Source organism: Desulfogranum marinum (assembly GCF_016918565.1).
Classification (GTDB): Bacteria; Desulfobacterota; Desulfobulbia; order Desulfobulbales; family Desulfobulbaceae; genus Desulfogranum; species Desulfogranum marinum.
Window position 1 is genome coordinate 1 of the sequence record NZ_JAFFQD010000023.1, and the last position, 22,201, is coordinate 22,201.

The 22,201-nt window shown below is 45.2% G+C and carries 11 protein-coding genes and 3 pseudogenes; 6 read left to right on the top strand and 8 right to left on the bottom strand.

What is annotated here, in order from left to right; genetic code table 11:
* Nucleotides 1-121 precede the first annotated feature (121 nt).
* A pseudogene (locus JWH17_RS23825) lies at nt 122-856 on the bottom strand (reverse transcriptase domain-containing protein); the annotation flags it as partial.
* Nucleotides 857-1,382: 526 nt separating this feature from the next.
* Between JWH17_RS23825 and JWH17_RS13260 the strand changes: the two are divergent.
* Nucleotides 1,383-1,970, top strand: a complete 588-nt coding sequence (locus JWH17_RS13260) for an NAD(P)H-dependent oxidoreductase (protein ID WP_205223109.1) — start codon at nt 1,383-1,385, stop codon at nt 1,968-1,970.
* Nucleotides 1,971-2,232: 262 nt separating this feature from the next.
* Here JWH17_RS13260 and JWH17_RS13265 read toward each other — a convergent pair whose 3' ends face one another.
* Nucleotides 2,233-4,341 carry a PAS domain-containing hybrid sensor histidine kinase/response regulator gene (locus tag JWH17_RS13265; RefSeq protein WP_205223110.1) on the bottom strand — a complete coding sequence of 703 codons (2,109 nt, stop codon included), beginning with the start codon at nt 4,339-4,341 and terminating at the stop codon, nt 2,233-2,235.
* Nucleotides 4,342-5,448: 1,107 nt separating this feature from the next.
* Between JWH17_RS13265 and JWH17_RS13270 the strand changes: the two genes are divergently transcribed.
* Together JWH17_RS13270 and JWH17_RS13275 are read left to right on the top strand one after the other, a co-directional pair.
* Entirely contained in the window at nt 5,449-7,614 is a 2,166-nt protein-coding gene (locus JWH17_RS13270; RefSeq protein WP_205223111.1) for a methyl-accepting chemotaxis protein, read from the top strand.
* Nucleotides 7,615-7,826: 212 nt separating this feature from the next.
* A complete protein-coding gene (locus JWH17_RS13275; RefSeq protein WP_205223112.1) occupies nt 7,827-8,183 on the top strand; it encodes a hypothetical protein in 357 nt (118 codons plus the stop codon).
* A 492-nt stretch (nt 8,184-8,675) separates the two neighbouring features.
* On the opposite strand, the gene JWH17_RS13280 is transcribed toward JWH17_RS13275, so the two are convergent.
* A complete protein-coding gene (locus JWH17_RS13280; RefSeq protein WP_205223113.1) occupies nt 8,676-9,095 on the bottom strand; it encodes a leucine-rich repeat domain-containing protein in 420 nt (139 codons plus the stop codon).
* 534 nt (nt 9,096-9,629) lie between these two features.
* Here JWH17_RS13280 and JWH17_RS13285 point away from each other — a divergent pair.
* Complete coding sequence (locus JWH17_RS13285) at nt 9,630-10,103, top strand: IS110 family transposase (protein ID WP_205223114.1); 474 nt, start codon at nt 9,630-9,632, stop codon at nt 10,101-10,103.
* On the opposite strand, the pseudogene tnpA reads toward JWH17_RS13285, so the two are convergent.
* A pseudogene (gene tnpA, locus JWH17_RS24875) lies at nt 10,072-10,477 on the bottom strand (IS200/IS605 family transposase). The gene JWH17_RS13285 and the pseudogene tnpA sit on opposite strands and share 32 nt — an antisense overlap.
* Nucleotides 10,478-10,854: 377 nt before the next feature.
* On the opposite strand from tnpA, the gene JWH17_RS13295 reads away from it, so the two are divergent.
* Both JWH17_RS13295 and JWH17_RS13300 read left to right on the top strand, forming a co-directional pair.
* Entirely contained in the window at nt 10,855-11,691 is an 837-nt protein-coding gene (locus JWH17_RS13295) for an OmpW family outer membrane protein (protein WP_205223115.1), read from the top strand.
* Between the two features lie 996 nt (nt 11,692-12,687).
* Entirely contained in the window at nt 12,688-14,541 is a 1,854-nt protein-coding gene (locus JWH17_RS13300; RefSeq protein ID WP_205223116.1) for an LTA synthase family protein, read from the top strand.
* A gap of 27 nt (nt 14,542-14,568) precedes the next feature.
* Here the strand turns inward: JWH17_RS13300 and JWH17_RS13305 are convergent, their stop codons facing one another.
* The 4 genes and pseudogenes from JWH17_RS13305 to feoB form a co-directional block, all read right to left on the bottom strand.
* A complete protein-coding gene (locus JWH17_RS13305; RefSeq protein ID WP_205223117.1) occupies nt 14,569-17,202 on the bottom strand; it encodes a glycosyltransferase in 2,634 nt (877 codons plus the stop codon).
* Nucleotides 17,203-18,049: 847 nt separating this feature from the next.
* Nucleotides 18,050-19,105: an alpha/beta hydrolase fold domain-containing protein gene (locus JWH17_RS13310; protein WP_205223118.1), complete on the bottom strand. Its 1,056-nt coding sequence runs from the start codon at nt 19,103-19,105 to the stop codon at nt 18,050-18,052.
* A gap of 115 nt (nt 19,106-19,220) precedes the next feature.
* Nucleotides 19,221-19,364 carry a nucleotidyl cyclase domain-containing protein gene (locus JWH17_RS13315; RefSeq protein ID WP_205223119.1) on the bottom strand — a complete coding sequence of 48 codons (144 nt, stop codon included), beginning with the start codon at nt 19,362-19,364 and terminating at the stop codon, nt 19,221-19,223.
* Nucleotides 19,365-19,903: 539 nt separating this feature from the next.
* Nucleotides 19,904-22,201, bottom strand: a pseudogene (gene feoB, locus JWH17_RS24880) (ferrous iron transport protein B).

The following is a 22,201-nucleotide window of genomic DNA, read 5'->3' on the forward strand; positions in this document are numbered from 1 at the left end:
TACCGACGCAGCTTACGGTGGTTTGAAGCCTCCACCTGTATGGCGACTTCGAGGGGCCTTCCCTCATCTTTTATGCAGCATAGCTGCACTGGGTGTTGAACACCCGTGCGTGCCTTCGTGGCACACAATCATCGGCATAGCGGGCGAAGCGGTGGCTTCGCCCCTCCAGCTCCTTGTCCAGTTCATCCAAGAGGATGTTACTGAGCAGTGGCGAAAGCGGACCTCCTTGGGGAACACCCTTGCGGGTCTCCTGATGGCGACCACCTATCACCACTCCTGCTCGCAGGTATGTGCCAATCAGCTTCAGGACACGCTTGTCGCGCACCTTTCTGCTGACCCTGGCCATGAGCACATCGTGCTCCACCGTGTCGAAAAACTTGGCCAAGTCCGCATCGACAGCCACGCGGTATCCCTCGCGGATGTAGTGACGGACCTGGTACACGGCATCATGAGGCGACAACCCCTTACGGAAGCCAAAGCTCGCCTCCGAAAAACCAGGATCGAATATCGGCACTAGAACCTGAGCAATGGCCTGTTGAATCAAGCGGTCAAGGACAGCAGGTATCCCCAGGGGACGAGTACTCCCTGTTGCCTTCGGGATCTCTACTCGTTTGACCGGTAAAGGTTCATAACTGTCTGCAAAGATGGACGAACGGATCTCCGGCCAGTGCTCCCAAGCATAGGCCATGAAGTCGTCTAAGGGCATGTTATCCACGCCCGGCGCTCCGCGGTTGGCCTTAACCCGTTTCCAGGCTTCACTCAGGTTGGCCCGGGAAAGAATCCGCTCCAACAGGTATTCATCGGGATTGGGTTTACCGTCAACGCGCCGACCAATTGTTCCCCCGGTCGGGTTCATCACACTGGTCGAGCATGACGGGCCTTTTTCCTTCTCTGGGTTCGGTCCTTCGTCCGCTGGCGACGAACTACTATGACCTCTGCTGACTCCTGCCCGGGGACCAGACATGTTGCCATGCATGGCGCTTTCCAACGGAAGTTGGACTGCATACCGGACAGGCCTCCCCGGATAAGGACGTGATCTTTCCTTATGCAACCGCGGCATTTACCGTACCTCCTAAACCCGAGGCTTTGTCATGTTGTGCTGACTTACCTGGAGACTCGGCCTTGTATGCCGTTTCTGTTCGTCGGCTCATAATTTTGCGCTCCAGCTTCCTCCAGACGAACCCTCACGGGATCGCCCTTGCTTTCGGCTAGTATTTATGTTCCTGTCATCACGACAGTAACAGGGTTTACATACAGGGGACTTGCACCCCATTAGATCACGCCCATGCCGGGCGTACACCAGTCATTGCACCTGACGCTCCTATCGTCGCGCAGGTGAATTCTGCGTTATGTGCCAAAACAATTTAAGGACGATTTAGTAAATGAAAATATCCGTAATACTTGCCCATCCAGATACTTCTAGTTTCAATCATGCAATTGCCAATACAACAGTTGAAGCTTTACGAAAAAAAGGCCATGAGGTTTTTTACCACGATCTGTATCAAGAAAATTTTGATCCACTTTTGCCAGCTGGAGAAATACCAAAAGATGTACCACTTCCAACTGAAATTGAGAGACATTGCAATGAAACGGCAGAGGCTGACGGTTTTGTTATAATCCATCCGAATTGGTGGGGAATGCCACCCGCTATCCTTACTGGGTGGGTAGACAGAATTATGCGACCAGGTCTTGCCTATGAATTTTTAGAAACCGACAGCGGTGAGGGTGTTCCTATCGGGTTATTGAAAGCTCACAAAGCTATAGTATTCAACACATCAAACACTGAAACAGTACGTGAAAAAACAACATTTCTTGATCCCCTGGAAACTATCTGGAAAAACTGCATTTTTGATCTATGCGGAATACAGGATTTTCATCGAAAGATGTTTAATATCATTGTAACCAGTTCTAAAGAACAAAGAGAAAACTGGCTTAGTGAAGTAAGAGAAACTGTTTCAGCGAGTTTCTAAGGAAAAATACATTACGAAAAAGGATAGATGGTGTTCGTGCAGCGATCCACGATTTTATCTATGTTTGGAATATTTTGGGGACATATTTTGGGGACAGACCACGATAAGCGATGAAGGTTTGGTGGCAAGCGTGGTGGCGGTTTTAACTCAGTCCCATGTGCTTTTAACGTAAATCCTGCAAAGGGCGTCTCGCAAAACCTACGCTATAGCGGGCTAAAAACTCAGCGATCCTGCCTTGAGAGCAGGCATACCATTTTTTTCACTACCTAGGTAACGAATTCAGGACTGTCTTAAAATCATTTATACTATAAGGTTTATTAATTGCTCCGATGAAGCCATAATCCTTGTAATGAGACATGACCGAATCGTTTGAGTAGCCGCTTGATACAATCAAAAAGGCTTTTGGAAATTCTTCAAGAATCTTTTTAGCAGCTTGCTTTCCGCCAAGTCCGCCAGGAATTGTAAGATCCATGATCACAGCATAATATGGCGTATCTGATTTAGAGGCCTGCTTGTAGAGTTCGACGGCCTCATCTCCATCCACACAAGTTGTAACCTCGTAGCCAAGGTGTTTAAGCATCGATTCGGCAATTTCCCTGACTATTGCATCATCATCCATGACTAGAACCGAGTTGCCAATTTTCGTGTTGTGTTCCAGTGGCAAAGCATTTACCTGATCTAATGAGTAAGTTTCGCCAAGTGATGGTAAGTATATTGTAAAAGTCGTGCCTTCGCCAACTACTGAACTGACGTTAATACATCCGCCATGCTTGGTTATAATAGAGTAAGCAGAGGCTAGCCCCAGACCGTTGCCGGTGGACTTGGTGGTGAAATAAGGGTCAAAGATTTTGGTGATATCATCACCTGGTATCCCGCAACCTTGATCTGCAAATATTAAGCGTAAATATTCCCCTGGAGTAAGCGATAACTTGTTGTGGTCGTTAAGCGTTTCGTTTCTCCCGATTATAGTCAGCGTGCCACCTGTAGGCATTGCATGTGTGGCGTTGATGATGATGTTATGAAATACCTGGCTTATCTGACCTTCGTCGGCCTTAAAAGCGTGGATCGAATCTGGTATATCAACGATTTCTTTTACATTGGACCCATGTAAAATAAGAGATAGAGCTTCTTCAACAATATGGCGAGGTGAAACAATCTTTTTTATTGGTTCGCCGCCACGAGCGAATGTCAGAAGTTGCTGAGCCAATTCTCCTGCACGCAAAGCCGCTTTTTCTGCTGCAGCTAGAGGTTTCGAAGATTTATGGGTGGCATCAAGATGCATGTTTGCGAGGGAAATGTTACCTGTAACACCTGTTAAAATATTATTAAAATCATGAGCTATCCCTCCTGCAAGAATTCCTAGGGATTCCAACTTTTCCATTTTTAACAGCTCACGTTCATATTGCTTTCGTTTAGAAATATCACGGGAAATAGATATGATATGCGGAACGCCCTTGAGCGTTATAATTTTGGCAGACATCAGTCCTGTGATCAGCTTGCCGTCTTTTCTTCGAAATTTTGTTTCCATATTTTCATAGAAACCTTTATCCTTAAGTTCCTGTGCAAGCACGTTACGATCATTGACATCAGCCCAAATATTAAGTTCCAGTGATGTTTTTCCAATAACGTCATCCCGTGTAAATCCTGTTATTCGAGAAAATCCATCGTTGACATCTACATATAGACCGTCTTCTAGTCTGTTGATATTTATTGCTTCTGGGCTGAAACTGAATGTTAGGCGGAATTTATCTTCACTTTCTCGTAACTCATCCTCCATCTGCTTGCGCGCGGTGATATCCCGGCCTATCCCTAAAATACCAATCAGTTCTCCATTATTATTACGCACAGGCGTCTTGATGGTCTCCAGAAGGGCATGATGGCCATCGTCTGAGAACGTGATCCATTCTTCATTTATGGTTGGCCTACCAGCCTTCACGGCTTTCAAGTCATGTTCTCTGAAAAAATCAGCAAGATCTTTCCCTACAAAATCGTAATCAGTTTTCCCTATGATTTCAGATTGTTTTGCACCAAAAAAACGTTCGAATTCCAAATTGCATGATAAATACACACCATCTTTATTCTTTAGCCAGACCAGATCAGGAATAGCCTGAATCAACGTTTTCAAATGGCTTTCACTTTTATGAAGTTCACTTGTCGATCGCTTAAGTTTGGTGTTTAAACGGGAAATCAAAAAAAAGAGAAGACAGGAAGTGCTGATAATAAAGAAAAGGCCCTTGAACATAGCTACTTGACCAATAATCAGCGGGTCCCGGACAATCCAGATCAACAGCGAGTCAGATAGATAAATCCAAATGCAGCCCAAAATGGCGTATAATATTACGATCTTTAGAACTTCTGGTTGTTTGTTCATTTATGCAATTTCGAAAGAGGCTGCGTAATTTACGCATAGCCGTTTATTTGAAAAATATGGGGGGGGGAAATATGTAAAAAAGGAGTCAGATTTTTGCCTTACTCATCTTATTAATTTACAACACCCTCCTGTTCATGGCTAGTATTTATGAAGAGTACAGGATAGACTACGAAAAAAATTCTCTCTAATGACCAATATAGCATACGGGCAATATACGGGCCCGACATATGCCTCCAGGCCGCTTGCAATTTCCTCCAATGCCAAAAAGCGCTTAATAAAGCATGTAATTGCCTGAAAGGTAGTATCCGGTGCGGCCTCTCACGCCGGCAACAGGCGTTCGAGTCCCCTTGGGTCACCAAATATAAAAGGAGAAAGCAGCTTACTTTCTCCTTTTTTTATTGCTGCAATCTCCCTCCCCCATCAAACCCCTCGGCTCTTGAACCCCTTGAGCACAAACCGCTTTTTCATAATTCTTATTTCCCAACATACAACCTGAACGATACAGAATAAAAAAATCGTTGAGTAATGGTGGGTTACCTGCTATCGAACAACGAGTTAATTACAAAAAAAATGGTCGCTTCTCGAAGCCGCCAATGCTTGTGATTAAAAAAAACGGGGGGTTTGTCCCCCAATAAAAATACCTCTATATTTTCTGCAACTGTAACAAGGACCCATTTTTTTAGCGATACTCTGGCAGATCGTTTATGCTGTTTTCCTTCATGGAAATGGTGACTCCTTGTTGTGGTGATTTCGACGCTAACACTTTAAGGATATTGCTATTTTCATGATTTCTTTTCAACTATCTGCAGGATTTAGGTATTAACTATTTGACTGAGAAGGTCTCGGAGTTCTGGGGAGATACACACAGAGTGTTATTCGCTCACGTTCTATGCTTTTTTATGATTCATAAGTCTAGATATAGAGGAAAGGTACTGACCATAATAAATATTTATATAAACCTGACCCCTTTATGATTATGACAACAGAAAAAGTTTTTGAAAAACAAGTAACTGAAAATTCGGATAAAAGAAATCTGTCTGAAGCTGAACAAGAATCAAGCAAAGACTTGCCCTCTAATTTGTTATTGGCTGTCTATGGAGTTGTTTTATGCTGTCTTTTTTGAAAAATATCGTTCCGAAAAAAATAAAAACCAAAGTTCTTTTCCTGATTGGCTCTCTGTTAACCTTGATGGTTGCCGTGCCGACTTTTCTTACCTATAAAGCTACCCTTGATAATGTGGGGAGCCGGCTGACGGAAGAGCAAAAGGTGACCATTGCCCAGGTTCACAATCAGATCGTACTGGAGAAAGCGGGGCAACTCAGGTTGCTTGCCCATGCGGTTGCAGGGATGCCCTCCATCCAGGATAGCGTCAAATTTCAGGATAGGGAGTCTCTCCAGAACATTGCCGGCCCGTTATTTGATCAACTCAAAAAGATCGAAGATCTAAATGTCTTCCATTTTCATCTTCCGCCGGCCACCTCTTTCCTAAGACTGCAAAAGCCGGAAAAATTTGGGGACGATCTTTCTGGTTTCAGAAAAACGGTAGTTCAAGTCAATCAAAACAAAAAGGATGCCGTTGGAATAGAGGCAGGTGTTGCCGGTATTTCGGTGCGGGCGGTGGTCCCGATCAACTACCTCAATAAGAAACATTGCGGTTCGTTGGAATTCGGCGCACCGCTGAATGACAAGTTGCTGCTCGGTGTTAAAGAGCAAATCGGCAGTAACATATCACTCATCGTACCCGATGGTAACGGTTTTAAATATCAGGCGAAAACCCATTCTCTTACCATTCCTGAAAAAAAATTCTCTTTCCTTAGGAAAGTGATGGCCTCTAAAGACATAATCGTCAAACGGGTTACTAAAAACAATAAAGAATTGCTGACTGCTTATATGCCCATTCTTGATTATTCGGGCAATAGTGTCGGGGTCCTCGCCATTCCAAAAGATATTGGCGACACTCTGGCTGCTGCGAAGCGAAAGGCATTGATTTCTGTTGCCGTGGGTATTGGTGTTCTTCTGGTTATCCAGGTGTTGGTCTATTTTCTGTTCGTCAAAATGATAGACAGGCCCGTGAAACAGTTTACCTCTCTTTTGGAGTCGGCGAGCCGGGGTGATTTGTCAAGGGAAGTAGATATGAGCTCCATCGCCCCTGTTAACTGTTCGGAGAAGATGGAGTGTAACAATCCTGATTGCTCAATGTATGGGAAAGAAGGTTGGTGTTGGGAGGAAGCTGGTTCTGCAGCAAGCAATATACAGTGCCCGAAGATTCTCAGCGGTGAGTACGCTTCTTGCAGTGATTGCAAGGGAGTATTCAGGTCAAGTGTGAAAGACGAGTTTTCTGAATTGAGTGCGTACCTGCACTCATTTATTGCCAATGTGCGGGCAATGGTCCGGGATATCAGTTTTAACAGTGACGGTCTTGATCGGTCATCCCATGGGTTGACGATACTTTCTGAAAAGATTGACAGCGGTTCAACCGATTCGGCATCCCTTTCAAATGGAGTAGCAGCTGCTGCCGAAGAGATGAGCACCAATATGTCTTCGGTGGCAGCGGCGACGGAAGAGGCAGCTGCTAATGTCGGCATTATGAGTACGGCCACAGAGGAGATCGGGGCCACCATCGGCGAAATTCAGCAATCCACCAGAAAGGCCAAGAATATTACCGGCGAGGCCGTAGCCCAGGCAGCCGATATTGGAGAGAAGGTGGATGAGCTTGGTGCGGCAGCAAATGATATCGGCAAGGTAACCGATACTATTGCCGAAATATCCGACCAGACCAATTTGCTTGCACTTAACGCAACAATTGAGGCAGCCAGGGCTGGTGAAGCCGGCAAGGGGTTTGCGGTGGTTGCCAATGAAATCAAAGAGCTGGCAAAGCAAACAGCCGAGGCCACCGGTGAAATTCAACAACGCATTGACGGCATTCAATCTTCTACAGACAGTACCATACAAGGTATACGGGCCATATCCGATATCATCACCAGCATCGATGAGATCGTATCCAATATAACCACCGCCTTGGACGAGCAGACTGCCGTCATGACCGAGCTGAGCGCCAATATTACCCAGGCTGGTGATGGAATTGGAGAGGTTTCTGAAAATGTTGCCCAGAGCTCGATCGTATCCCAACAGGTTTCAGCCGACATAGGGGAGATTAATAGAGCGGTCGCTGAAATTTCTCATGATACTGAAAAGGTGAGAAGCAATGCAGAAGAGCTCCGTCAATATTCACAATCCCTGAAAGGGTTGATTGCCAAATTCACAATCGAGTGAGGTTTTTTGCTAGTCTGTCCCTTAAAGATAAATGCACGACTTGACCGACGAGCAAGCAGTTGAGCAATTCTGTTTCAACATAAAGTGGCATTATACCCTGAACATCACCAATCCCGAGGATACTGCATACTATGTCAGCTTAAAAACACCCTGGACTATGCGTGACATGCCGTCCACAGACGGGATATATGATGAAATTTTCGATAAGACACTTGCACTTAACAAAAGATTTTTCCTGCAGATCTGAAGAAACAGCGGATTCCCTGCAGAACTCTTCAGATCCTGATGCAAGTTACTCCAGCCACAAAGGTCAGGGATATCAGGCGCAGGTTGTGGAGAATTACTCTGAAGAAAGCGGACAACTTTCTCTGATTACCCATATCGAAGTGAAATCTGCTGATAAACACAATGCCAACAGCCTTCTCCCCGCCCTGGATGCCTTGCGGCGGAGGGATATGGTTCCTGATGAGATGCTGGCTGATTCCTTGTATGGCAGTGACAGCAACTGTGAGCAAGCTCGAGATGAGTATGGTACGGAAGTTATCGCACCGGTAATGCCAGGCAGCTAGAGGAAAATACACCTCGCCGAGTTTGCCATTGACGAATGTCAAAGAGCAAACAAGGCGACATTTGGAATTTGTTCATCGCAAATGCTTAAAAGTACCGGCTCAAATTTTTAAACAGCCGGATTTTGTCTTTTAACTTTTTACGAGTCCATCATGGAGTATTTCCAGTTTGAGAGATCCCTTAAGATTGTCCATCCTATCTCAATAGACTTTCAAAACATATATGGCCTATTAGTAAGGACACCGGATTGACAATAATGAAAAAATCGAAAATTCTGGTACTGCATCAGCCGGAAAAGGTTAAAATAAGTTCGGCACCCTGCTCCCAAGGCAGGATCGCTGTTTTCCTGACATTAGCTATAATGCTGGTTTTGCGAGTTACTTTGTGCAGCCTCTACTATAAAATTGCATACAACGGAATTGAAACCGCCACCAAAACTTCTCGCTTATAGCGGTCCGCCCCCGATAGATTCACCATAAAAACTGACCACATTATCAGTTTAGATTCGGTCCCTTCGGTATGCAGTTGAGCATGTCATCGGATATGTGGATAATCTCATTGTTGTTGAACCCCAACCTACGAAATACCTGCATATTGGGGACAAGCCGTTTCGACTCGCCGTCGATTCGATAAATATTATTGCCAGAGCCTTTAACCAGGAAAGCTGTTTTTGGTAATTTGTTCAATTCGTCATTACTAATATTTTCAATTTTTTTTCCTTTAAGCCTAAGGCATTCAAGTACACGAACAGAAGGTATGTGAGCAGCATACCCGTTAATCAGGTAGTAAATACTAGGGGAACCAGGCACTTGTATAAGCGAGCCATTGTTCATGGCAGCATAGCCTGATGTTGATATGGCAAAAAATGCAGCCATAAGCAGGGAAACAAACCCAACGTTCCGAAAGTTAAACATATTTTTCCTCCTTTAATTTTTGATGATCCAAATTACGTCATTCGCCAATTTGCTTTTTGCCCCAAGAGGCTCTTGGATTGAGCCTTTTTCGCTTAAAACCAAGGTATTATATCGCCAAGAAAAATTAGGTTCAGCAAAAACACAAAAATAGGTGGCAGGTCTTTGCTCGACTCTTGTTTATTATCAGATTGATTTCTTTAATTCCAATTTTTAGTAGCTTGTTTTACAAAATCTTTTTCTTTTCTCGTACAAGCCTGCTCACTGCTTCCCAAGAAGCTTTATTTCAAAAGCTGAAATTCCTGGCCAAAATCCTTCACCCCCAAACTGCTTCTTTTTCTGGCAAAATATTCATCCACCCTGCAAGGCTCGTTCACGTGGTACCACTTTGCTTGTCCTATTTCCCCTATCAGTCCAAATTTTTCATTAACAATCATGCTCGTAGCGCGCACAACAAAGGATGAAAATTGAAAGCCATGGTACACTCCATCTTTTTAGAAGATCGACCAAGAACTCATAAAAGTTTGGAGGAATACAATGGCTCGAAAGAAGTATATTGAATCTGTCTCAGCCATTCATCTGATTTGTTGTGGTTTAGATATTCACAAAGACAAGATCTGTGCATGTCTGATATATGAAAAGGGTAATGAGGTAGATATTGAACTCAAGGAATTTACTGCTTTTACCAATGATCTTATTCGATTGCGTGATTGGTTATTTGAGCATGAATGCCCCGTTGTGGCAATGGAAAGCACCGGTGTTTACTGGCGCTCCGTTCACAACATTCTTGAAGGGTATGTGCAAGTTGTCCTTGTGAATGCCCGTCATTATAAGAATGTCCCGAAACGAAAGACTGATATAGGTGACAGCCAGTGGTTGGCGGAACTATTGCGTCATGGCCTGGTAAAAGGTCGTTTCATTCCCCCTCACCAAGTTGCGACGCCCCTAAAGAGCTCTTTAGTTCATCTTTACAATTTAACTACTGCTTCTCTGACTTGCCTTGCTCTTTGATATAGTTCTTTATCATTTCAATCCAAACCAACCGTACTCACACAATAACCAGTCGCCCAAAAGCATAGTCCTGTCATTCTTTTGGTTCCAAGGATCTCTCGATAGTTTCACAGATAGCACTTTTACCCTTTATAAATCCAATGGTATTAGATACACAAAATTCCGGTGGTATGCTTAAGAACAGATGGATATGATCGGGCAATGCATGGCCTTCAAGCAACTCAATCCCCTTTTGTCGACACAAATCTCTTATTATGGCCACCTATTCCCCCCCTCACTTCGCCATAAATTTTTCTCTGGCGATATCTCGAGATAAAGACCAAGTGATATTTACAGTCCCACTTCACATGTGATAATGATTTCCAGTCATTCATAGATTCCTCCTCATCCCCTTTGGAGGACTTTCCATTAGGACCATCCTCTTACCACATATTATCTCCCTATTATTGACGATCCTCTCATTGCCATAGCAAAAAATATGTAAAAGGGAGCCGTAAAGAACGACCATAAATGCTACTAAGGCAAGTTAAGCATCTTCCCCTTGTATCAATATTTCCTTCATATTTCTGCCACATTCATCATTTATTCTGTTTCATGTGATTAACACCACGGGTGAAAAGATCAGATTGTATCCCGGGACTTTCCTGCCACCTCCCAGTCATTCTGCTATGTGGCAGGCAGATGGTCTACCCAAGGGAAGACATTTTTGGTTTAGAAAAATTATTTTGCAAAGGAGTTATAGGTATCAATCATGGGTAGAGGGTCTATTCCAATATTATTGGCGCTAGCCACCACACTACTTTTCACCGTTGCCACATACGCTGCTGATCAGCCAAAACAATCCGCCTGCAGTGGGGCCATCAAAAAAAGAACCACAGAGATTGCCATTGACGAAAAAACAGAGGTGACGGGAAATACCACCATCACTTTTTACGATAAATACATCAAAGATCATTTGCAGGTGGGGGTCCGTTCGGCGTTAAGGCGGCTCACTGATGATGATTCCGGATATCGGGGAGGAGTGTATGGCTCAGGTACATATCTAGGGACTATTTATGCCTTGGATGAAAAACAGAATATTACGCCATTATTATTCAATATCAGCTACTACTTCAATGAGTACATTGGCTTTGAACTCGCTTATGATCGAATAGAAGCAGAAACCGTCGCCTTCAACACTTCGACTCAACAAGACAAAACCGATGGCGACATTATCATTTCTGGGCCGACTCTCACCCTGCTTGCCCAATACGGCAATTCAACGAGTTTCACTCCCTATGCTGGTGTCGGCATCGGCTATTATTCGAGTACGTTTGATGCTGACCCCGAATGGACATACTCATCGGAATACAATGGAGCAGCATACAATCACATGGATATAAACAGTGTTACAGGCTGGCATTTGACCGTAGGAACAAAATGGCTCTTTTCAAAAAACTGGGCCCTTGATCTTTCTGTACAATATGTACAGGCAGATGCCGACGCGACATACACAGGTTATTTAAACGATGAAAAATATACTACCCAGACTGGCCATTACCCGATGGATAACGTTGCATTACGTCTTGGGATAACATATCAATTCTAACGTTTAGCACAAAATAAGGGTCAGATCTGTGCTTAACTCTTGTTAGTTATCAGACTGATTTCTTTAACTCCAATTTTTAGTGGCTAGTTTTTTAAAAACTTTTTCAGTTCTCGTACAAGCCTGCTCACCAAGAAGCTTTATTTCAAAAGCTAAAAATTTCGGCCGTAAATCTTCAATCTCAAGCCGCTTCTTTTTCCCGCAAGATATTACCTCACCTTACGAAGCCCGTTTACTTGGTACCACTTTGCTTGTCCTACTTCCCCTAGCCCAACATCATGCACCTTTAATGGGCAACAATCACTTGTTATTACATAATAAATAGCGAATCAATAAATGATAATATCATTGTATTGAACACATTATTATTTTCAATATCTCGGTTTCCTGAACCTCTATGTTTATGGATTCGGATAGCACTTTTGTTACCCATTATATGTACAATTGTATTTTTGATTACGTACAAAACTCAGTCAATTATCTATCGAAACAGACAGGGGACTGATTTTATTTCCCCTTTTAACCCGGGAGACAGATCGGAGTCCCAAAAAAAATGGCTGAGTTTCATGGATAATCAGAATTGTATTAGATACATTGAATTTTGGTGGTCTGCTGTAAAAAAGATGTATATATTCAGGCGTAGCCTTCAAGCAACTCAATCCCCTTTTATCGACACAAAACGCTTAGTATGCCACCTCTCAATCCCCTCACTTCACCTCACTTTTTTCACTGATGATACCTGGAAATGAAAATCAACTCATACTTTCAGCCCCACCTTAAGTATGCTAATGATTTCCAGTTTTGCATAAATTCGTCCTCATACCCCTTTGGGACTTTCCAATCGGAAGAATCTCTTCTCCCAACAACGGGTAAACCTTATGAAGTCGCTTGGGCAAAGCCCGAGGTTTAATCAGAAGCAAGTAGGGCAGTAAAAAGATAGACCATGGAAGGAAGCAAAAGACAAAGAGTGTTAGGATACCAATATTGTATCAGTAGCTTATGAATATAAAAAAAGTATTTATCTATTATCGTAATTTCAATACGCAGGCGCCTTATCCCATTTGCCGGCATCGGACCCTGCTCGGGTTAGTTGCAATGGTAGTCTATGCAGGAACTGTATATGCTGTGCTGCAGAGCTTTATCTTTATCTTCTTTTCCATACAGGTGTGGCCGAGTACCTGGGCCAAAGACGTAACGGCGCACATCATTTTCGGGTTGTTACTTTACTCTATCGCCCGCAGTTGGAAAATGTGGGCTGTTTCATTTACGCTGCTTACCGCAGTGTTGCAGATAAGTAATGCCTTAAAACTGACTGTGCTTGGAAGCCCTGTCATGCCTGATGATTTCCTTGGTTTTACCAATATGCTGCACCTATTCTCCGACTGGCGTTTACCGGTGATAATTGCTGCAATCACGCTCCCTGTCATTATGCTGGCTGTATCCATTGCCTGGAAACAAAAAAGTACCTGGCTAGTCCTCGGTAGCATGTCGCTGTTTTTGACAGTTGTCTTTGCCAATGCGCCGAATGTTATCGCTTTTATGGATAAACACTACGGCGATTGGATATGGAACCAGCCTGGGAATTACAAGGATCGCGGTCTTGTCAGGCACCTTATGCATGAAGGAGTACGTAATATAGCGCGAGGCAAGGTTAATGTGACAGCCGACGATGTCCACGGTGCCCTGCTGGCCTTGAATCCGGAAACTGAGAAATTGAACCCCACAGCTGATCCTAGCCGAAAACCGAACATATATATGATTCTACTTGAGTCTTTCTGGGATCCCATGCTGCTTAAACAGACTGGCATACATCCTGATCCTGTTGATCCACGTTTCAGAAAAATATGGAAAGATGCAGGACATAGCACAATAATGGCTCCTGTATTCGGTGGATACACGGCTAACACCGAGTTTGAGGCACTTTGCGGTTTCCCGGTGACAAATAATGCCGTATTTTTCGAGGGATGGTTACGAAACGATGCTCCGTGCCTACCGCGTTATCTCAGCGGTGCCGGGTATGAAAGCATTGCCGCCCATCCTAATTACGCTGCATTCTGGAACAGGGTCAACTCCTACAAACGGATCGGGTTTGATCAGTATTGGGCAAAAAACGACTTTGTTCTCGATGATATGAATCGAAATTTTCTCGGTGATGCTTCACTTTATCGTCAGGTTTGGGAAAAACTCGAGGATCAACCAGGAAACTCTCCCAAAATCGTCTATATTGTAACTTTTTTTGGTCATCTGGATTACCCGCTTTCGGAATCAAGACCTGAAGTAATAGATGTTAGTTCGGATAACCGGATGCTGCGGGGGTATGTGAACACTGTTTATTACAAAAGTAGGGAATTGATGGATTTTGTGGAAACGATACAGGCTGAAGATCCGGACGGAATCATCGTCTTTTTCGGCGATCATCTTCCGTTTCTCGGCAGCAATCATGAAGGTTTTGTCCAGGAGAATCTGTTTACCCGGAATAAGGCTGAATTTGATGCAAATATGTTTCAGTCGTATGTAACGACGCCGCTCGTCATAATAGATGGACGGCATGGGCCGGTTGATACTGGTTCGTTGCCCATGTATCAACTACCGGCCAGGCTTCTTAGCCTGTTAGGGGACACGCACCATGGCTTTCTTCAGGTGGCCCAAAGCGAAAAGCTACAACATATCAGGCCGTTGGCCGGATTGAGTTTGTATACGCCTCAAAATGAACAGCCGGTTTTATGTAAACAGCACACAGAAAATCCAGATGCACGTTGCACTGAAATATTAAAAGCCGTCGACGAGATGACTATGTTGCGGGATGACTTGTTTACTGCCAAGCAATATAGCCTTTTACAGGTAAACAAATAACCGATATTTCTTATTGTGGGGCTATACCTATTCCAGCTCTGCCTTTTTCTGCGTACTTTCTCTTGCCGAGCACTGATCGATCGGGCTCATATACCCGATCAAACCGGCTGGAATCCATGGCATGGCACTGATCATTGACACTATGACCGCAGCCAGGAAGGGAATTGCCTGAATAACAAGCACCAAACGCCACAGAAACAGGTCAAAAAGTGACAGGTCCTGTGTTATCCCCAGGCTGTAACTCCCCAAAAGGAAGGCAATGGCAAACAGCAGTTCTTCCCGGCAGGCAGCCAGGGCCTGCAGCAAGCGGTTTTTGGTTGTCCTTTTCGGAGTTCTGAAAAAGCCGACCCCTTTAGTAAGAAAGCCAGCCAGCATGGCTCGAGCGATGGTATGTGACAGGGCAAGACCGGCAAGACCTGCGGCGAGACATTGGCGATACCCGGCCTTGATTTGCCAGCGATAAAGGACGAACATTTTAAGCAATTTAAAGCCGAAGAAAGTAAGCGGCATGAGAGAGAACAGTGCTTCAGGCGGGCTGAAAAATCCTGGTTTGAGTACCATCATGGTGGTCCATACGAGGGCTCCCAGGTTAAAAAGTAAATTAATTCCGTCAGCCATCCAAGGTAGCCATCCCGCCAGGAAATGATATCTCTGTCCCCTGGTAAGACTGCCATTTTTCAAACCAAGTAAACCGGCAAGATGATGGCGCATGATGAGCATAGCGCCATAGGCCCAGCGAAAACGCTGCTTCTTAAAATCGAGAAAGGTATCCGGCATCAATCCCTGGCCATAACTTTTCGCAACATAGATGGCTTCATAGCCGCGTTCGAAGATTCGTAAGCCAAGTTCAGCGTCTTCTGTGATACACCATTCCGACCAGCCATTGATTTCCTTCATGACACTGCAGCGCACCATGGTCATTGTTCCATGCTGGATAATTGCGTTTCGTTCGTTACGTGTAACCATCCCGATATGAAAGAAGCCATTATATTCTGCATGGATCATTGCTTTAAAGGCAGACTCTTTACAGTCGTGGTAGTCCTGTGGGGCCTGCACAATAGCCACCTTCGGGTTTTGAAACAGTGGTACGAGGTCCTTAAGCCAATTAGGACTGACCAGATAATCGCTATCAATAACTGCATTTATTTCGGCATCGGTGGAGGTGTGTTGCAAGGCGTAATTAAGTGCTCCTGCCTTGAACCCTGCAAGTGGAGAAACATGGAAAAACTTGAACCGTTTCCCTAACATTTTGCAGTGCTTCTCAACTGGCTGCCAAGTTTCAGGTTCCTGGGTGTTATTGTCAATAACCAGTACTTCATAATTGGGGTAGTCCAGGGCAGCGATTGCATCCAGAGTCTGCTTGAGCATTTCCGGTGGTTCATTATACGCAGGTATATGAATCGAAACCATGGGGTGGTAGTCAGGGGCGGGAGAGTGTAACGGTGATCTACGCGAAGATCCAAGCCATAAGGCCTCTGCCCATTCGTGAGCTTCGGCCAGCAGCACAACCCCTATCCCCAGAGCAGAAAGGATCATTAGGATACCTACCAATAACGTTCCGGTGGTGAGATATCTTTGTGTGTAATCGTATACGATCCACACTGTAGCAGTGACCACTACGTAGGTCAGGATAGTAAGAAATCCACGACCTTTGTAATTGAGCCCTTTTGAGTCGCGAAACAGGAATGCAGTGACAATCAGGGCAAGAGAGGCACACAGGCCGGCAAGCGTCGGCCATTCAGGTATACGGATAACCGGAGCCGTATGTGGAAATTTGGACTTACGTTCGGCATCATATACACCCCAGGCAGTACCGACTTCGCCTTCTATTTCTCTCTTCCACACCTGGTCGAAGGCCTCCATGATGTAATAGGTGTATTTCTCCTTCTGGGCCACAGCGATGAATTGTCGGAGAAACCTGGCCTGGTTGGCTAAGGATGCTTTCGCTTTCCCCCTGGTCCGGCCATTGCTGGGCCAGCCTATCTCTGAGATAACTATGGGTTTATCAGGAAAAGCTTCCTTCAGTTTTTTCATCCTTTCCTGGGTAAAATCGATTGCTTTCTGAACATTGATACCTTCCCAGTAAGGCAGGATATGTACTGCCAGATAATCGACATGTTCTGCCAGTTCAGGATTATCGAGCCATACATGCCAGGGCTCGGCAGTGCTGATAGGTGCCGTTATGACCTTTTGCATCTGGTCAAGATAGCCAATGAGAGTGTCCAGTCGAACATCACCACGTAATAGCGACTCGTTACCAATAATAACGCGCACGATGTTGCGGATTGAATTGCCGTAAACGCCGGTAAGCTTATGCAACTCCTCTTTGTTGCGTTTTTTATCGGTCCCGATCCATGCACCGACGGCCACATTCAGGTTATGCTGACTTGCGAGCCTTGGAATATCGCCCAGGGTCCCTGAGACGGAGTACGTGCGTATGGAATAGACGCTGCCTTCAAGGAGAGCCAGATCCTGCTCTATTTCTTCGAGTGTCGGATAGTTATCAAGACTGGAAGAGTTGTGCACCCGCATTGGGTTGAATGAAAATCCGTCGATATACCTTGGCCAGGCCGGCAGTTGATCCGGGCGATTAAAAAGAGCCCACATCATAAAACTGAGTCCCCCCATAAGGAGCACAAGGAGAAACGAGAGCTTATTCATTTATAGCAGCCCCTCAATAGTTCTCGTTGGAAAACATATTGTTGTAAACGTGAAGTCTATATTATTTCAGTTATATACGTAGTGCCGGAAAAGCTCTTTGCAAGCAGAGCTGAGTAGCAGAAAAATTCCAACCAAGGACTTTGCCCTCAACGATAAGTCAAGGTAGTATCTGTCCTTCATGCACATCTCTTTTTTAGAAGAACTCTCACTAATCGCCTTTTTCATCCATGCCCATTTATCATAATAAAGCTGTTCCCTCCACCTGAGATTAAACCCCACCTCTTTTTTTTTGGGGCCGGCTGAGTTATGTAGCAGAAAAAGTTTGCCTCTTTTCCCCTGGATGAGCAACACCTGTCGGCCACAGCCCGATATATCGAAATGAATACTGTTGCCGCACGGTTTAGTGGAAAAACCAGAAGATTACTGCTGAAGCAGCGTCCATGCGCATCTTGTTGGAAAGGATGACGAGCTGACAAAGGTAGCTCCCTTACTTGAACTGATTTCCGACCGGCGCAGTTTTTTAAAATTGACTCCGCCGGATAAAGTTGATCTCCTTCATCTCCATGAACGAACCGGTCGCCCTTTAGGGAAAGGAGATGTTATAGATAAACTGGAGGTTGAACTCGGCCGTAGGTTAAGACCGCAAAAACCGGGGCCTAAAAAAAGGCCAAAGGTTAAATGTCCTGTCCCCGGAACTCCTGATATAGATAGACCACTCATATGGAATTAAACCACCGTGGCATTCGCCATTGCATGTCAAACAAAACCCGCCAGCCTTGCCTTTAAAGAAAACTCCGGGGAAAGGCTGGATTCTGACTTAACCGGCATCGCCGTCATTGGTGATTTCCTACAAATTATCTTTGAGAAATTTGAGCAGCTTCGGAGCGACGTAATCGTTGGGCGTTGCACCGGTACAAATATGTTCCAGTTTTTTATAATCAAAATAGCAGTCGGAAGGATCGTCGCTTTGGCCTGTGATTTTGCCTAGGTTGAACCAGTAATGGCCAACACGAGGGACTGGTACTGCGGTGACGTTGGCTCCAGCTTCTTTGAGCGCTTCTACAAATGGAACACTTTGCCCTTCGGCAGGCACATCGGGGTCTTCCATTCCCCAAGTAATAAACCACGGAACCCTTATACCATCATTTTGCAACGATACATTTCCCAAAGATTTAGCGCTGCCCCGTACATAATTTATGGGTGACGCTTCAAAATACGCCGCAGGTGCGTCCATAGGAGTGCCGCCAAAGAAGTCCTCTGCAAATGTTGTCATTCCATAAGGTGCCCAATCAAATTTCGGATTCTTAGTCCACAACCACCAGCTGGGCATATTAAACACTCCGTAAGCAGACACTACGGCTTGGACTTTGGTGCTCACGTTTGCAAATGGATTATTTGCATATTTTTGAGTATAGGCAGGCCAGTCCTGGGTGAGAGCGAGCAGCGCAGCGAGTTGTCCACCAGCGGAATCACCGCCAACGGCAATTTTGTCCGCGTCAACTTTAAATTTTGTAGCATTGCCACGCAGGAATTGGAGCGCCGCTTTGCTGTCCAAAAGGCATCCTGGCCACGTAGGATAAGTACCACCAGGTTTAGAAAGGCGGTATTGGATGGAAAACACAACATAGCCACGCTCAGCCAGGTATGGCCCCCAGTCGTCGGCGTAAAAGTTCTCGTCGCCAAGCTGCCAAGATCCCCCGTGCATTAACATGATGGCTGGATGTGGCCCCTGGCTTGAAGGAACATACATATCTCCTTTAAGGAAAAGATTTGAATCGGGGACATCAGCATGCTTGGCGTAAATAACGTCTTCGAAAACGAAGTATTCAGCAAAAATATCGGCTGGATACACAAGAAATGAAAAATAAATAATTGAAATAATAATAGATAATCTTTTTGTCACCTTGAATCTCTCCTTTCATTCATGGCTGTTAAAAGCAGTAATTAAATTCCATGAGCATAGGAGCTAGGATATAGGGTAATAACCTGTTTTTTGTCAAGATAAGTATGAAGAACCACTAAACAGCCAACATATGTCCCTTAATGCTAAAAAGCGTTTGGTCTGCAGCGGCCAGCAGTGCGTCTATGTCCCTGGCATCTTTTCGAAAGGTTGCTACGCCTAAACTTGCTGTTAAGCGAACCTCTATGTTTTGGTCAAGCATGTAAACTACGATACCCACTTTCGTGGTGGCAATTTTAGACTCGATGATCAATTACTGAGGTTAACTGCTCTTTGGCAAGATCCCGCCTATCGCTACTACATTTTTAGACAATTCCAGAGAAATATCCTGTTCAAACTTCAGAGCAATCTCAAGCACTTGCATTTATCAAATGTTAACACAATAAAAGTTTGGGTCGTTTGACAATAGAAAAGACTATTTTACACTTCATTCAGCCCAAACTCTTTGTTTGCAAATATAGGGCTTATGCTGCCAATCGTCACAGTTAGCCACACTCTTTACCCGGGCCTGTGGACTCGCATATCTTCAACAACACACCTTTTGTTACAAAAAAGATGGTCACAAGAATTTAAGTAGCCCATTAAGGCGAATGTTTGATTGAAGCTAAAGTGTGGGCCAAATATGGTACATCTGGCCAGGGACAAAAAAAGAAAAGATCAGCATAACCAGGCCGGCGAATATGCTTTATTTGATCCCGGCATGGATCGTAACATGAGGATCGATGAGCATGACAAATAATCTCAGCCTGTAAACATTCGCCACACAAGAGCCACAACCCCGCAGATCACAATACCATAGGCGATGGGCATAAAGGTTGACACAAGTGTCCACTTGAGGCTCTTGGTCTCTTTATAGATTGTGTATATTGTCGTCGAACACGGATTGTGACAAAGGCTGAATAACATCAGACACACGGCGGTAAGCGTTGTCCACCCCCCGGCTTGCAATAGCATCGCAAGAGCAGAATTCTCACTGGTCTCAAACATAACGCCTGCGCCCTGTTCTCCAACACCACTTAAACCTGTAGTCATCACAGTCAGCATGAGTATCGTGGGAATAACAATTTCATTTGCGGGAATAGCCACAATATATGCCACAAGGATAACCCCGTTCACTCCTATCAACCAGCCGGGACCGTCGAGTAAACCTATCAGCCACTGGGCAAGGGACATATCGCCCACCGGAATGTTACAGATGGTCCAGAGTACAACACCTGCGGGTGCTGCAAAAACAATGGCACGCCACAATACAATCAAGGTCCGGTCAATAAGTGAGGTGTAGAGAGTTCTCCACAAATTAGGCGGCCTGAATGGAGGGAGTTCCAGGGTAAAGGTTGAGGCCTCTCCTTTGAGTACTGTTGTGGAGAGCATCCAAGATGATAAAAAAGTGAGCAGCACACCTAAAAGGGCAATTCCAAGTACAGCGGCTGCGGAAACAAAACCTGCAAGAGCTGGAGGAGCAAGAGCGCCAAGAAAAACCGTGGCCAACAGGATCTGGGTGGGCCAACGGCCGTTGCAGAGGGCAAAATTATTGGTGATAATCGCAATAAGCCGCTCCCGGGGAGAATCAATAACACGGGTTGCGACAACACCTGCAGCGTTGCAGCCCCAACCCATACTCATAGTCAAAGCCTGCTTGCCATGGGCTCCGACCCGGTTGAACAGATGGTCAAGATTAAACGCAACCCGAGGTAGATAACCAAAATCCTCAAGTAGAGTGAAAAGTGGGAAAAATATTGCCATGGGGGGCAGCATAACACTGATAACCCAAGCTACGGTCAAATACAGCCCGTCCACAAGAACGCCAGATAACCACCACGGCAAATGTGCGGCTTCGGCTAACTGCTTCATCATTGGGTGGCCATGGTCTAGTAAAAGAGTAGCCAACATGCTGGATGGCACGTTGGCACCAATTATCGTGATCCACAAAACCAGGGCCAGCATGAGTATCATAATGGGCATTCCCGACCACTTGTTAGTGAGCAGTGCATCCAGCCGCCGTTCCCAGCTGAGTCGATGAGTCGCCCCTTCCTGCTCCACATTTCTGGATGCTATGCGCGCTGAATCGGCATAGACCATCTCAACCCAGCGATCATGAAAATCCTGGGGGAGTTTCCATCGCAATTCACTGGCCCGTTTTATAATCTTTTCCGGTTCCATATTTTTCACTTTTTCCTAAGAAAATATAAGCTGTGTTATAACGTTCACATTTCTTGAAGAATAAAACTCTGCCAATTCCTCTGTTTAATTTCCACATGCACTAATCGTACCAGTGGCAACGTGATCTTCACTCAACTTGCCGATTTCACCATTGGCAACTGCCTCGATGATCTGCTGGTCGCCTTCAAGGAGTCGTAAGGCAACCCATTCCCGGTGTGGCATGCCCGGATAGGCTTCCGCGAGGGCCCCGACCAGTTCATCCATACTTTCCTGGACGCTGGGGATTATATCGTAATTCAGGCGATGAGGGCTGCAACTACTACGGCCACCGGCCATATTATCAATTTCCGCAAGCAGCTGATCAATCCCCTCACCCTGTCGCGCTGCAGCCAGGACCACAGGAACGCCTAGATCATGTGATAGACCCTGGCCATCGATCTTTAGTCCATGGGCTCTGGCCTCATCCATGAGATTGACACAGACAATTGCCTTTTCAGTAATCTGCAGCACCTGCAGGGCAAGATTAAGGTTTCTTTCCAGGCGCATTGGGTCAATGACAACCACCGTCACGTCTGGTCGCCCAAAAAGAATGAAATTTCGTGCAACCTCTTCATCATCGGTAGCTGAAAGAAGAGAATAGGTTCCCGGCAGGTCAACGAGGCGAAATTTCTTACCGTTGTAAGAAAAGCCTCCCTCGGCCCTGGCGATGGTTTTACCCGGCCAGTTCCCCGTATGTTGACGAAGGCCGGTGACCGCATTAAAAACGGTACTTTTACCAGTATTTGGATTCCCCGCGAGGACTACAACATAATCTGCCTGGCCAAGATGTACTCCCAGCTTTTGCAGCTTTGAGCCTGTGGAGGTTGTCTTCTTTTTCAT

What these genes read in the sequence shown, in the direction of transcription:
- JWH17_RS13260 (WP_205223109.1), top strand. Translation starts at nt 1,383, where the DNA reads ATGAAAATATCCGTAATACTTGCCCATCCAGATACTTCTAGTTTCAAT.
- JWH17_RS13265 (WP_205223110.1), bottom strand. Translation starts at nt 4,341, where the DNA reads ATGAACAAACAACCAGAAGTTCTAAAGATCGTAATATTATACGCCATT.
- JWH17_RS13270 (WP_205223111.1), top strand. Translation starts at nt 5,449, where the DNA reads ATGCTGTCTTTTTTGAAAAATATCGTTCCGAAAAAAATAAAAACCAAA.
- JWH17_RS13280 (WP_205223113.1), bottom strand. Translation starts at nt 9,095, where the DNA reads ATGTTTAACTTTCGGAACGTTGGGTTTGTTTCCCTGCTTATGGCTGCA.
- JWH17_RS13285 (WP_205223114.1), top strand. Translation starts at nt 9,630, where the DNA reads ATGGCTCGAAAGAAGTATATTGAATCTGTCTCAGCCATTCATCTGATT.
- JWH17_RS13295 (WP_205223115.1), top strand. Translation starts at nt 10,855, where the DNA reads ATGGGTAGAGGGTCTATTCCAATATTATTGGCGCTAGCCACCACACTA.
- JWH17_RS13300 (WP_205223116.1), top strand. Translation starts at nt 12,688, where the DNA reads ATGAATATAAAAAAAGTATTTATCTATTATCGTAATTTCAATACGCAG.
- JWH17_RS13305 (WP_205223117.1), bottom strand. Translation starts at nt 17,202, where the DNA reads ATGAATAAGCTCTCGTTTCTCCTTGTGCTCCTTATGGGGGGACTCAGT.
- JWH17_RS13315 (WP_205223119.1), bottom strand. Translation starts at nt 19,364, where the DNA reads ATGCTTGACCAAAACATAGAGGTTCGCTTAACAGCAAGTTTAGGCGTA.